The organism is Micromonospora sp. WMMD737 (genome assembly GCF_049179055.1).
In the GTDB taxonomy this organism is placed as follows: Bacteria; Actinomycetota; Actinomycetes; order Mycobacteriales; family Micromonosporaceae; genus Micromonospora; species Micromonospora reichwaldensis.
Map to the genome: position 1 here is coordinate 6,188,357 of NZ_JBMHMH010000001.1, position 12,506 is coordinate 6,200,862.

A 12,506-nucleotide genomic window follows, 5' to 3' on the forward strand; every position below is an offset into this window, starting at 1 on the left:
CCCGGCTCGGCGTGGCCTGCCCGCCCGGCTCGGCGTGGCCTGCCCGCCCGGCTCGGCGTGGCCCGTCCGCCCGGCTCAGTCGCGGCCGGCGCCGATGCCGCAGTCCGGCGCGGACCAGCTGGTGGTGTTCGGGGTGTCGTCGCTGTTGTTCTCCCGCCGCGAGTCCACGTGCACGTGGTCGTCGTGGTCCGGGTAACCGGGACCGTAGATCCCGCTGAAGCCCCGGTTGCGGGCGTCGCGGGCGATCTGGCACAGCGAGCTGGTGCGCGACACCACGTCGGCGGCGTTGCCGTAGAGGTGCTGGCTGTCGGACGCCCCGCCGACCTGGTCGTTGCAGGTGCGGCTGCGGAAACCGCTGCTGACGAGGAGGGGCTTGTCGCCGAGGCTGTGCCGCAACGCCTCCAGCTTCCACATCGTGCGCAGCGCGTTCTGCCGGGTCTGCGCGGCGGAGAGCGGACCGCCGTTCCAGCCCCCACGACCGCAGCCGTCGTCCATCTCGCTGTAGCTGAAGTGCCGCGGCGTGCAGTCGTCGTCCTGGAGGGCGTAGAGCTTGCCGTATGTCTGCGGTCCGGCGATGCCGTCGGCGCGCAGCCCGTACGCGGCCTGGAACCGCTTGACCGCGGCGGCGGTCTTCGGTCCGTAGCGGCCGTCGTTCTCCACGATGTCCCGGTTGCCGGCCCACCCGGCGACCCGGATCTGCAACTGGCGGACGTCGTCGCCGGAGCGCCCCTGGTAGAGGTTGCGCTTCCACGTGTAGCAGCCGTCGGCGTGGGCCGCTGGCGCGGCGGCCACCGTGGCGACAGCGGCTGCCGGCAACGCCAGGGCGAATGCGACAGCGGCCCGTTTCAGGGTGTTAACGCGCACAGAAGTCCTCCCGATAGGAGTGGGAATGGGGTGGCACCCGGGACATCGGCCTGCCCGTCCCGCATTTCCACAGTGGCAGGCCGACGGGTGGTTCGCGGCGATTAACAAGAATTGTCCTCACGATTCGCCGTTCCTGAGCGTTGCCTGGGCATTACGCGAATTGCGAATCGCCCATTGATCGGCAACAGGCCACAGGAAAGCGCGAACGGCGCGCAAAGCCGCAGGTCGGCACGCGCCGGGTGATGTTCTCCCGCCGGCTCGACCCGGTAACGTCAGCGCCGGCGGGACCGGGGGAGGGGGCGGCATGGCACGCGGTGGCGTCTTCTGCATCGAGGGCCAGTGGCACCGCGACCTCAACGAGCGCGGCTCCGTCCTGCCCACCCTGGAACTGCTCGAACGGCTCGGAAAGATCCGTTTCATCCACAAGGACGCGGCCACCCGCGACGAACTCTTCTACTTCGTCGACCGCTGGCTGCTCAAGCAGTACGCCGACCACCGGGTCGGCTTCTTCGCCATGCACGGCGAGCCGAGCCGGCTCTGCCTCACCGACTGGGAATCGGTGGCGCTCGCCGACGTCGCCGAGCTGATGGCGGGTCGCTGCGAGGGCCGGCGGCTCTATTTCGGCAGCTGTTCGGTGCTGCGCGCCTCCGACGCGGTGCTGCGGGACTTCCTCGACGCCACCGGAGCGGCCCTGATCTGCGGGTACACCCGGGAGGTGGACTGGGTCGAGTCGGCCGCCTTCGAGACCGTCCTGCTCGACGTGCTGGCCAACGGGCAGCGCCACAACGCCGCCGAGCTGCGGATGGGCTCCGCGCACTGGGCGCCCCTCGCCTCGTACCTCGGCTTCCGGGTGATCTACGCCAACGGCCGCGCCTGGCGGCCCTCCGTCCGCCCCCGGGTGCCGGCCCAGCCCGCCGCCGGCCGCGCCGCCCCGCGACCCCGCTGAGGCCACCGCGCCGCGATCCGGCCGCCGCGCCGCCGCGTGCGTGCGTCGGGTCCGTTCCCTCCGGTGCGGTCGCCGGGCGACGGAAGCCCTGGTAGGAACGAACGATGGCACGCAGCATCGCGACGAACACCCGGGTCGACCGGGCCGGGCTGACCGAGTTCCTCCGGCCGCGGCACCGGGTGGTGCTCATGACCACCCGCGCCGACGGTCGGCCGCAGTCGTCCCCGGTGTCCGCCGGGGTGGACGGCGAGGGCCGGTTGGTGATCTCCACCTATCCCGAGCGGGCCAAGGTCGCCAACATCCGCCGCGACCCACGGGTGTCGGCGTGCGTGCTCTCCGACGACTGGAACGGCCCGTGGGTGCAGCTCGACGGCACCGCCGAGGTGCTGGACCTGCCGGCGGCGCTGGAACCGCTGGTGGACTACTTCCGCTGCATCTCGGGCGAGCACCCGGACTGGGACGAGTACCGGGCGGCGATGGTTCGCCAGGGCAAGTCGCTGATCCGGGTCACCATCGACGCCTGGGGCCCGATCGCCACCGGCGGCTTCCCCGCCCGCCTCGCCGACTGACGGCCCGCCAACCTGCCGCTGCCCCGCGCCGTCGGGCCGTTGGGCCGAGCCGTCGGGGCGCTGCCGGCCTCGCGGGGCACGCCACGGCAGCGCTCGAGCTGCGCCGACCGACCGTGCGCACGCTGTCGAGCTGCCCGCACGGATGGGGCGGGGGCCGGTCGCACAGACGGGGCAGCTCGACAGCGCCCAAGACACCTGCGGCTGCCCGGGTAAGCCCTCAGTACGCGGCGGTGAAGCGGGCGTTCTCGTGGCGCGGCTGTTCGATCTCGTCCACGATCGCCACCGCCAGGTCCTCGTAGCTGAGCACCGAGCGGCCCTCGTGGTCGGTCACCGGCTGGTCGCCGCCAGTGCGGTAGTGCCCGGTGCGCTCGCCCGGGTGGAACTCCAGCGGCGGCGGCGAGACGTACGTCCAGGTCACCCCGTCGGCCGAGGAGCGGTAGAAGTCGAGGGCCTCGGCCTGCCCGCGCGCCGCCTCGCGGTACTCCTCGGGGAAGTCCGGCTCGTCGAGGTAGCGGGTGCCCTTCGGGGTGAGCAGGGTCGACCCGCCACCCACGTGGATGATCCGGGGCGCGGCCGGCATGCCGCGCAGCGCGCCGACCAGGTTGCGCGCCGCGTCGAGCCAGAGGGCGTGCTCGCCGCCGCCGATCGCCACCACCATGGCGTCCGTGTCGGGCGCCAGCTCGCGTACGCTCCGCTCGCTGGTGGCGTCCCCGGTGACCACCGTGACCGCCGGCGGCAGGTACGAGGTGGCCTCCGGCCGGCGTACCGCCGCGGTGACCCGGTGCCCCCGGCCGACCGCCTCGGCGGCGATCCGCGACCCCGCGGTGCCACCCGCGCCGAACACGACGATGTTGCTCATGGCCGACCGCCTCCCGTCCTGCCCGACCTGGTCCGCCTCCAGGCTATTGACCTCCCCGACCGGCCGGTGCCGTTACCGCGATCCCGGCCGTCGCGGGCGAGGCGCGCCCGGGCTCAGTCGACCAGGGCGGAGTAGACGAGCTGCCGCAGCTGCGGCCGGATCGGGTAGGTGCTCGACGGCATGAGCTGGGTGAAGAACAGGGCCGTGACCTCCTCGGCCGGGTCGACCCAGAAGGCCGTGCTCGCCACGCCGCCCCAGTAGTACTCGCCGGGGCTGCTCGGCACCCGGCTCGGCACTGGGTCGTCGACCACGGCGAAGCCGAGCCCGAAGCCGATCCCGTCGAGGGTGGTCTCGGCGAAGCCGCCGGTGGAGAGGGTCCCCAGGTCCTGCCCGCCGGGCAGGTGGTTGCGGGTCATGAAGCGCACCGTGCGCGGCCCCAGCAGGCGTGCCCCGTCCAGCTCGCCGCCACGCAGCAGCATCTGGGTGAACCGGTGGTAGTCGGCGGCGCTGGAGATCAGGCCGCCGCCGCCGGAGAGCAGCAGCGGCTTCTCGTACGCCAGGGCGCCCAGCTTGTCGTAGCGGAACGCGCGGCCGGTGCGCGGGTCGGGCGCGTAGAGGGCGGCGAGCCGGTCGGCGGTGTCGCCCTCGGCCCACCAGTGCGTGTCGGTCATGCCCAGCGGGCGGAAGATCCGGTCGGCGAAGAAGGCGTCGAGGCTCTGCCCGGAGACCACCTCCACGAGCCGGCCGAGCACGTCGGTGGCGACCGAGTAGCCCCAGGCGGTGCCGGGCTGGAACAGCAGGGGCAGCTCGCCGAACGCCTGGCAGGCCGTCGCCAGGTCGACGTCCGCCGGCGGGTACAGGTCGTAGCCGGCGGCCCGGTAGATGCCGTCGACCACCGAGGTCTGCATGAAGCCGTACGTCAGGCCGGCGGTGTGGGTGAGCAGGTGCCACACCCGGATCGGCTCGACCGCCGGCACCGTGAAGGGCTTGAGCGCCGAGCCCTTGGAGTAGACCCGCAGGTCGGCGAACTCGGGCAGCCATCGGCTGATCTCGTCGGTCAGCTCGAAGCGGCCCTCCTCCCACAGGATCATGGCGGCGACGGAGGTGACGGGCTTGGTCATCGAGTAGATGCGCCAGAGCGTGTCCGCCTCGACGGGCCTGCCCGCCTCCGCGTCGCGCAGCCCGTACGTCGACGAGTGGGCGATCTCGCCGCGGCGGGTGACCAGCACCTGGAAACCGGCGAGGCGGCCGTCGTCGACGTACCTGCCGAAGTGCTCGTCGATGCGCGCCAACCGCGCCGGGTCGAAGCCGATCTGGTCCGGGTCGATGCTGCGTGCCACACTCACGTCGCCGAAACTACTAGCCGGTACGCCTCGCCGGAAGGGGCGGCCCGCCGTTGTCCCACTCCCTCGATAGCCTGGTCCGATGCCCGAGCTGACCGAGGACGAGACCTTCCGCAACGAGGACTGGTACGCCGAGGAGTTGGTGGACCGGCACTTCGTCCGCTGCACGTTCTTCGACGTCGACCTGTCCGAGGCGGTGAGCCGGGGCGCGGTCTTCGACGGCTGCACCTTCGGCAACACCCGCTTCAACTCCTCCCGGCACACCGACTCGGCCTTCACCCGCTGCACCTTCCAGCGGTGCAACCTCTTCGAGGCGGAGTTCACCGGCTGCAAGCTCGTGGGCAGCACCTTCGTCCAGTGCGACCTGCGACCGCTGACGGTCGCCGGCGGCGACTGGTCGTTCGTCGCGCTGCCCGGTGCCGACCTGCGCGGGGTCCGCATCACCGACGTGCGGATGCGCGAGGCGGACCTGACCGGGGCCAACCTGACCGGGGCCACGGTGACCGGCGTCGACCTCTCCGCCGCGCAGCTGCACCGCTGCCGGCTGACCGGGGCCGACCTGCGCGGCAGCGACCTCACCGCGCTCGACCCGACGGCAGTGGAGCGGGCCGGGGCGATCGTCGACGCCACGCAGGCCATGGTGATCGCGCAGGCGCTGGGCTTCGAGATCCGCTGAGACAGCCGACCCCGGGCGTCCGGATCGCAGCGGCCCGACCCGGGACCATCGTCCCGGTCGATGTCCGCTACCGTCCGGTGACGAACTGGACACGCCCGTCCGTCCGGCGCGACGGACGAGGCGGTGCGGGCGCGGGCCGCCCACAACGGACGGCCGCGTCCGGCCGGGGCCGGTGGGGAGTGGAGGGCCGGTGGCGGAGGAAGACCTCACCCGACAGCACATCCGGCCGTCGGGACACGGCGACCCGGCTGCCCCGCCCGGGACACGGCATCCGCCCCTTCCGCAGGCCGGGCACACCCGCACCGGCCTGCGGCGGCTGGCCCGGGCGAGGCAGCGCCGCCGGTGGGCCGTCGAGGGGATCGCCGTGGTCGCCTGCCTGGTCGCCCTCGTGTCGTACCTGACCGCCGGCGACCCCGAGCCGGGCGGGGAGACCGCCGGCGACGTACCGGCGGACGCCGGCCGGCCGAGCGGCTTCCCCGGGCTGGAGGGACGCGACCTCGACGCCGGCCTGGTCTCGCCCGGGCTGCGGCCCCGGCAGCGTCCGCCGAGCCCGTCCCCGACGCCACCGAAGCCGTCGACGTCGGCACCGCCGGTGCGGGCGGTGCTCGCCGCCAGCATGGCCGAGGCGCCGGGCGAGGTCGACCTGACCACGGTGGGCCGCCGCGACTGGGTCCACTGGGGCCTGCGCGGCGCGGAGTCGACGGTCCGCAAGCGCGGCGGCTCCGGCGAGATCCGTGACGAGGGCGGCACCGGCCGGCGGGGCGGCTGGGACGACAACCAGGAGAGCTTCAGCTGGCGCGACGGCAACCCGGTGGCGTCGGCGAGCGGCTCGCCGCACGGGGTCTACCGGTGCGGCGCCGGCAGCGGCTTCACGCTCGCGGTGGCCGCCGACGGCCAGGCGCGCACCGTCCGGCTGTACGGCGGGGTGTGGATGGCCCGGGGACGGCTGGACGCCCGCCTCTCCGTCGGCGGTCCGAGCCGGACCCTGCGGATCGAGGACCGGCACACCAGCCGGTCCACCGAGTTCACCATCCGGTTCCAGGCGCCGAAGGGCAGCCGGCTGGTGCTGACCTGGACGGTGGAGCAGGCGTTCAGCGACGACTGCGGCAACGTCGGCGTCCAGGCGGTCGCGCTGCGCTGACCCCGGTGCCCGGGCGGCCCCGTTCGCCCGGCGACCGGCCGCCGCCCGGAGTAGCGTGATCGCGACGACCGGGTGCACGAGGGTGAACGGGAGGGCCGATGGGCGAGCAGGTGCTGGACAGCCCGCAGGGCTGGGTGGCCGACCACATCCGGCGGTACGTCGAGACCGGCGGCGCCGAGGGGCACGAGTGGCAGCCCGGGGTCTTCACGCTGCTGCTGACCACCCGGGGCCGGCGCAGCGGGAAGCTGCGGCGCACCGCGCTGATCTACGGCCGCGACGGCGACGCCTACCTGGTCGTCGCCTCGCCGGGCGGCGACCCGAAGCACCCGGCCTGGTACCTCAACCTGCTCGACGAGCCGCTGGTCGAGGTGCAGGTGGGCGCCGAGCGGTTCACCGCGCGGGCCCGTACCGCGACGGCCGGGGAGAAGCCGCGCATGTGGTCCACGATGGCCGCCATCTGGCCGGCGTACGACGAGTACCAGGAGAAGACCGACCGGGAGATCCCCGTCGTCGTGCTCGACCGCGTCTGAGCGGGGCGAGCCGCCGCCGTCGTTACCCCACGGGTAATCGACGCCGGGCACGCGCCGGCGGGAGACTCGGCGTACCGCCCCGGTCGTCCGGCCGGGCGGACCGGCTCCCGGGAGGCACCATGCCCGCGTTCGCGCTCGCCCACCTCTACGACACCCCGGCCCACGAGGACATCCTCACCTACATCGAGCGGATCCAGGCCACGCTGGACCCGTTCGGCGGCCGGTTCCGGGTGCACGGCGCCGAGGTGGAGGTCAGGGAGGGCGACTGGCCGGGCACCGTGGTCATCATCGAGTTCCCCGACCTGGACCGGGCCCGGGCCTGGTACGACTCGCCGGCGTACCAGGAGATCCTGCCGCTGCGCACCCGGCACATCCCGGGCGCGACGCTGATCGTCGACGGCGTCGCCGACGACTACGACCCCCGCCGGACGGCCGCCCGGCTGCGGGCGCGGGCGGCCGGCTGACCGGCGGCTCCGCCCCGGCGGCGGTCCCGCCCGGGCGCCGTCCGGCGCCGGCGGGCGGGTCCGCGTCCACCCTGCGGGACAGTTTGTCCGTCGCGCCGCGTCGCGGCTGTCGTAGCTTTCTGCTGTCCATCTCCGACCATCCCTTGTGGAGGCCACACCGATGAGCAGCGTCACCGCCCGCACCGTCCGTCCGACCGCCCCCCGGGGCGCCGGGGAGCCGTCCGGGGAGGTGCTCCGGGAGATCCCGCTGCCGCCGTACGTGACCGTCGAGGACGCCCAGTTCGCCGTGCGGGCGGTCGTGGTGCACGCGCCCCGGACCTGGTCCGGCGGGACGGTCTGCCGCAACGACGCCAGCCCGCACCCGTGCCGGCTGCACCGCTGGGGTGCCCGGGTGCTGGCGCAGCGAGGCCTGCGTCCCGCCGAGATCGCCGCGCTGATCGAGCGCGGCGACCCGGCGGCCGAGCTGCCGCACCGCCCCGGCGCCTGAGTGCCGGCGGGGCCCCCGCACCGGGCCCCGCCGGCCGGTCAGCAGGCGTTCGGCTTGACCCAGGCGCACTCCAGGCCCTCCGGGACCCGGGGGGTGTCGGGCGCCGTGGGGGCCGCGGCCCGCGCGCCGGTCACGCTCCTCTCGGTGTACGAGGCCAGCGCGATCGCGATCTGGTCCTCGAGCGTCTTCACCGAGGACGCCAGGTAGTTGTTGAGCAGGATCGAGAACGCCAGCACCCGCCCGTCGGCGTCGGTGACGTAGCCCGAGAGGCCGGAGACGCCGGTCAGGCTGCCGGTCTTGGCGTGCACGTTGCCCGCCGCCGCCGTGCCCCGCATCCGGCTGCGCAGCGTGCCGCCGACGAACCGGTCCGCCTCGCCGGCGACCGGCAGGGCCGCGTACCAGGTGTCGAACCAGGGCTCGTCGCGCACGGCGGTGAGCAGGTCCACGAACTCGTCGGCGGGGATCAGGTTGCGCCGGGAGAGCCCGGAGCCGTCGCGCTGGCGCAGCGTGCCGGTGTCCATCCCGGCGTCGGCGACGTACTCGCTGATCGCGGTCAGCCCGGCCGACCAGGTGCCGGAGCCGGAGAGCACCCGGCCGATCTCCTTGGTCAGCACCTCGGCGTGCCCGTTGTTGGACAGCTTGAGGAACGGCACCATCAGCTGGGCCAGGGGCATCGAGCGGTGCCGCGCCACCTCGGCCGCGCCCTCCGGGGTGGCCTGGCCGAGCACCGTCCGGCCGAGCACCCGTACGCCGTGCCGGCGCAGCGCCGAGCGGAAGACGTCGGCGGCGTAGCCGGTGGGCTCCCAGACGCTGACCCAGTCGTTCGCCGGCGTGGCGCCGAGCGCGATCTGCCCGGTCACCACGACCGTGTTGCTGCCGTGCGCGCGCTCGAAGGAGACCGACGTCTCCCCGCCGGCGACCGTCTCGGCCCGGTTGTCGATCTTCAGGTACCGGGTGGCCGGGGTGGTGGTGACGACCGGACGCGCGCCGGCGGTCGCGCCGGGGGCGGCGTGGACGATGACGGTGCCCGCGTCGTAGTCGGTGTCCGGGGCCACGGTCAGGGCGGAGACCTGCGCGGCGTAGTAGTACGGCTCGTCGTCCCAGGTCCAGTCGGGGCCGAGGCGGGTGCTGTCGTAGCGGGTGTCGTCGGCCACCAGGTTGCCGGTGACGACCCGGACGCCCGCGGCGGCGACCCGCGCGGCCAGGGCGTCGTAGTCGGCGGCGAGCATGGTCGGGTCGCCGCCGCCGCGCAGGTAGAGGTTGCCGGAGACCAGGCCCGCACGGCGGGCGCCGCTGGTCCGCACCTCGGTGCTGAAGTGGTGGCCCGGCCCGAGCAGTTCCAGCGCCGCCGCCGAGGTCAGCAGCTTGGTGTTGGAGGCGGGCACCAGGCGGCGGTCGCCGTTGCGGTGGTAGACCGTCTCTCCGGTGGTCGCGTCCTTGACCACCACCGAGGCCTGCGCCCCGGCCAGCCGGCTGTCGGCGAGGATCGCGTCGATGGTGGCGTTCAGCCGGGTCGCCGCGGGGGTCGGGGACTCGGCGGTGGCGGTGGGCGCGCCCGCCGTGGCCGCGGCGGCGACGAGTGCCGCCAGCGCGAGCGTCCGGGGGAAGAGACGACGATGCATGGGGTGATGCTGCCATGCAGGTATCTGCCAGAAAAGGGCGTCGATGGAAAGAAATTTTCCGTGGGCCCGGCGGCTGTGACCGGCGAGACGCTCCGGGCGGGCAGCCGGGCGGGCCCGCCCGTGTTGTAACCGGCATGGACGAGCGCTCCGTCGACGTGCTGGTGATCGGGGCCGGGCAGGCCGGCCTCTCCGCCGGCCACCATCTGGCCCGCGCCGGGTTCGCCCCCGGGGACGGCTTCGTGGTCCTCGACGGGGGCGACGGGCCGGGTGGGGCGTGGCGGCACCGCTGGCCCACGCTGCGGCTCGACCGGGTGCACGGCTTCCACGACCTGCCCGGCCTGCCCTTCCCGGTGGCCGGGCCCGACCGGCCGGCGGCCGAGGTGGTCAGCGCCTACTTCGCCGCGTACGAGCGCGAGTTCGACCTGCCGGTGCGGCGGCCCGTGCGGGTCCGGGAGGTGCGCGACCGGGCCGACGGCCGGCTCGCCGTGCACACCGACCACGGCTCCTGGACCACCCGTGCCCTGGTCAACGCCACCGGCACCTGGACCCGACCGTTCTGGCCGCACTACCCCGGCCGGTCGACCTTCCGGGGCCGGCAGGTGCACACCGCCGGCTACCGGGGACCGGCGGAGTTCGCCGGCCGGCGGATCGTGGTGGTGGGCGGCGGGACGTCGGCCGTCCAGTTGCTCGCCGAGGTCTCCACCGTGGCCGCCGGCACCACCTGGGTGACCCGGCGCCCGCCCGACTTCCGCGACGAGGAGTTCACCCCCGAGCGGGGGCGGGCGGCGGTGGCCCTGGTCGACGCGGCGGTACGCGCGGGCCGGCCGCCGGACAGCGTGGTCGGGGTGACCGGGCTGCCGCTCACGCCGGAACTGCGCCGGCTGCGCGAGCGCGGCGTGCTCGACCGGTTACCCGTCTTCGACCGGATCACGCCGGACGGGGTGGCCTGGGACGACGGGCGGTTCGTGCCCGCCGACGTGATCCTGTGGTGCACCGGTTTCCGGGCCGCGCTGGACCATCTCGCGCCGCTGCGCCTGCGCGCGCCGGGCGGCGGTATCACGATGGACGGCACCCGGGTGGTCGCCGACGAGCGGATTCACCTGATCGGGTACGGCCCCTCCGCGAGCACGATCGGCGCCAACCGGGCGGGCCGCGCGGCGGTACGCGAGATCCGGGCCCGGTTCGCCCCGGCCCGTGCCGCGCACTGACCCCGCTCTATTTGACGGATGCCCCGGCAGGGGGCACCGTAGGCCGTGGAGGGGCCCTGAGCTGCCCCGAAGCGCGACGGCGATGTGCGTGTCGCCCTTCCATCGCCTCCCACGTGTGCTCGCCCGCGGGCCGAGCCCGGTCCCGCACCGCGAATCCGAGAATCCACGAGGAGTTCCGCCATGCTCACCATGACCGACAACGCCGTGCTGGTCATCCGAGACCTCGCCAACCAGCAGGACGTCGCCGAGGACGGCGGAGTGCGGATCGCCGCCGACACCGACGCGGGGTCGCTCACCGTCGAACTGGTCGCCGAACCGGCCGAGGGCGACCACGTGGTCGACAACCAGGGCGCCCGCATCTTCCTGGACTCCGACGCCGCCGAGCTGCTCGGCGACGCGTCGGTGGACGCGAGCGTCGACGACGAGGGCATCGTGCAGTTCGGGTTCACCGAGAAGCAGTGACGGCCGGGCGCCGCCTCCCCACCGGTGCCCGGCGGGGAGGCGCTCAGCCGGCCCGGCGGGTCTCCCCGTTGCGGTGCGGCCGGGCGGGACGGCCCCGCTCCGGCGGCGCCTGATCGGACCGCCACGGCCGGGACTCCCGCCCCCGCTGCGGCAGCGCGGCCAGCACGTGCGCCAGGTGGTGCGAGGTGCTCCACGCCGCCCAGTTGCTGGCGGACCCGGCGCCGGCGCCCCGGCGGGCCCGCCGCAGGATCTCGTGGTCACCCCAGGAGAAGGCCGCGCCCGTGGCCGGCCAGTGCGGCGACGAGACCACGGTGCGGCACAGGTCCGCGAACCGGTCGTCGCCGCGTCCGCCCCGCCGCGACCAGCGGTACACCCACCAGACGCCGTCGGCGGTGTAGCGGACCGTGGGCAGCCGGTCTCCCGCCTGGTCGGCGCCGGGCACCGCGGAGCCGACGCCGTAGTCGCCGTACCCGACGCCGAGGTCGGCCAGCCGCTGCCAGAGCTGCCAGTCCCAGCGGTCGACGCGCACCGGCTCGTCGGTGGGCAGGGCGGACACCGCCGGGGGCATCCCGCCCGCCGCCACGCTCACGGAGCGCCAGGCGTGCCGGCGGGCCCACTCCGACAACCGGCGGACCCGGGGCTCGGCCACCCGTACGTCGGCCCGGCAGCACACGTCGCCCGCGTCGAGGAGCAGGTCGCACTGCTCGGGCACCAGGCCCGTGAGCCGCCAGACCCGCTCCGCCGCCGCCGTGGCCGCGTCCGGGCCGGCGCGATCGAGACCGACCCGCAGCCGGACGACCGCCCGCTGGGCGTGGGCCCGGGCCGCGGCGCCGTGCGCCACCAGGCGCCGGTCACTGTCCGCGAGCCCGATCACCGGGACCAGCGGTACGCCCCAGCGGACCAGCTCGGCCTCCGGGGCGTCGGGCAGGCCGGTGACGTCGACGGCCGTGAGCAGCCCGTCGGGCAGCCGACGGAGCACGTCAAGCGTGAACTGATCGAGGACGGACACCTGGAGGACCGGGGCGAGCAGGGGGGCGACGACGTCGTCGAGATGACCGAGCGCCTCCAGCTCACCCCGCCGGTTGGCGAGGATGGGGCGGTAGACCGGTTCCGCCGCCCGGCCCTCGTGGGCGGGCACCATACCCCAATGTAGCCAGACATCGGTGTCGGTCACAGGGCCGACCGGCCCGTCCCGCCCGCCGGGGCGGGCGGCCGCCGGAGGCGACGACAACTCGCCGGAGGGCGTCGGGTCCCGGTCGTCGTGTCCTGGGCCGGGCCCGCCCGCCGCACCCACGCGCCGAGTGGCCGGCGCAGACCGCCGCCGCAGCCCGCGAC

Annotated in this window: 14 protein-coding genes; 9 read left to right on the forward strand and 5 right to left on the reverse strand. The window is 74.9% G+C overall.

Annotation, left to right across the window (positions count from 1 at the left end; genetic code table 11):
- Nucleotides 1-75 precede the first annotated feature (75 nt).
- Nucleotides 76-864 (reverse strand): D-Ala-D-Ala carboxypeptidase family metallohydrolase, encoded by a 789-nt coding sequence (locus ACN27A_RS27580; protein WP_421457459.1) that lies wholly within the window; start codon nt 862-864, stop codon nt 76-78.
- 304 nt (nt 865-1,168) lie between these two features.
- Between ACN27A_RS27580 and ACN27A_RS27585 the strand changes: the two genes are divergently transcribed.
- The gene (locus tag ACN27A_RS27585) at nt 1,169-1,810 is read left to right on the forward strand and encodes a DUF6642 family protein (RefSeq protein ID WP_311412426.1); all 642 of its coding nucleotides are present in this window, start codon (nt 1,169-1,171) and stop codon (nt 1,808-1,810) included.
- Between the two features lie 104 nt (nt 1,811-1,914).
- Entirely contained in the window at nt 1,915-2,379 is a 465-nt protein-coding gene (locus tag ACN27A_RS27590) for a PPOX class F420-dependent oxidoreductase (RefSeq protein ID WP_421457460.1), read from the forward strand.
- A 217-nt stretch (nt 2,380-2,596) separates the two neighbouring features.
- Here ACN27A_RS27590 and ACN27A_RS27595 read toward each other — a convergent pair whose 3' ends face one another.
- Nucleotides 2,597-3,238 carry an NAD(P)-dependent oxidoreductase gene (locus tag ACN27A_RS27595; RefSeq protein ID WP_132233794.1) on the reverse strand — a complete coding sequence of 214 codons (642 nt, stop codon included), beginning with the start codon at nt 3,236-3,238 and terminating at the stop codon, nt 2,597-2,599.
- A gap of 113 nt (nt 3,239-3,351) precedes the next feature.
- On the reverse strand, nt 3,352-4,584 hold the full coding sequence (locus tag ACN27A_RS27600; RefSeq protein WP_421457461.1) for a serine hydrolase domain-containing protein: 1,233 nt from the start codon (nt 4,582-4,584) through the stop codon (nt 3,352-3,354).
- 79 nt (nt 4,585-4,663) lie between these two features.
- On the opposite strand from ACN27A_RS27600, the gene ACN27A_RS27605 reads away from it, so the two are divergent.
- From ACN27A_RS27605 to ACN27A_RS27625, 5 genes are all read left to right on the forward strand, one after another.
- Nucleotides 4,664-5,257: a pentapeptide repeat-containing protein gene (locus ACN27A_RS27605; protein ID WP_421457463.1), complete on the forward strand. Its 594-nt coding sequence runs from the start codon at nt 4,664-4,666 to the stop codon at nt 5,255-5,257.
- A 190-nt stretch (nt 5,258-5,447) separates the two neighbouring features.
- Nucleotides 5,448-6,398, forward strand: a complete 951-nt coding sequence (locus tag ACN27A_RS27610) for a hypothetical protein (protein ID WP_421457464.1) — start codon at nt 5,448-5,450, stop codon at nt 6,396-6,398.
- A 98-nt stretch (nt 6,399-6,496) separates the two neighbouring features.
- Entirely contained in the window at nt 6,497-6,928 is a 432-nt protein-coding gene (locus ACN27A_RS27615) for a nitroreductase family deazaflavin-dependent oxidoreductase (protein WP_421457465.1), read from the forward strand.
- A 119-nt stretch (nt 6,929-7,047) separates the two neighbouring features.
- Nucleotides 7,048-7,392 carry a DUF1330 domain-containing protein gene (locus tag ACN27A_RS27620; RefSeq protein ID WP_132233804.1) on the forward strand — a complete coding sequence of 115 codons (345 nt, stop codon included), beginning with the start codon at nt 7,048-7,050 and terminating at the stop codon, nt 7,390-7,392.
- Between the two features lie 160 nt (nt 7,393-7,552).
- Nucleotides 7,553-7,879 carry a hypothetical protein gene (locus tag ACN27A_RS27625; RefSeq protein ID WP_421457467.1) on the forward strand — a complete coding sequence of 109 codons (327 nt, stop codon included), beginning with the start codon at nt 7,553-7,555 and terminating at the stop codon, nt 7,877-7,879.
- A gap of 38 nt (nt 7,880-7,917) precedes the next feature.
- Here ACN27A_RS27625 and dacB read toward each other — a convergent pair whose 3' ends face one another.
- Nucleotides 7,918-9,501, reverse strand: a complete 1,584-nt coding sequence (gene dacB, locus ACN27A_RS27630) for a D-alanyl-D-alanine carboxypeptidase/D-alanyl-D-alanine endopeptidase (RefSeq protein WP_421457469.1) — start codon at nt 9,499-9,501, stop codon at nt 7,918-7,920.
- 134 nt (nt 9,502-9,635) lie between these two features.
- Between dacB and ACN27A_RS27635 the strand changes: the two genes are divergently transcribed.
- Entirely contained in the window at nt 9,636-10,709 is a 1,074-nt protein-coding gene (locus ACN27A_RS27635) for an NAD(P)-binding domain-containing protein (protein ID WP_421457471.1), read from the forward strand.
- Nucleotides 10,710-10,889: 180 nt separating this feature from the next.
- Nucleotides 10,890-11,171, forward strand: coding sequence for an adhesin (locus tag ACN27A_RS27640; RefSeq protein ID WP_366640510.1), 282 nt, complete (start codon nt 10,890-10,892; stop codon nt 11,169-11,171).
- Nucleotides 11,172-11,214: 43 nt separating this feature from the next.
- On the opposite strand, the gene ACN27A_RS27645 is transcribed toward ACN27A_RS27640, so the two are convergent.
- Nucleotides 11,215-12,312 (reverse strand): beta family protein, encoded by a 1,098-nt coding sequence (locus ACN27A_RS27645; protein ID WP_421458628.1) that lies wholly within the window; start codon nt 12,310-12,312, stop codon nt 11,215-11,217.
- Nucleotides 12,313-12,506 lie beyond the last annotated feature (194 nt).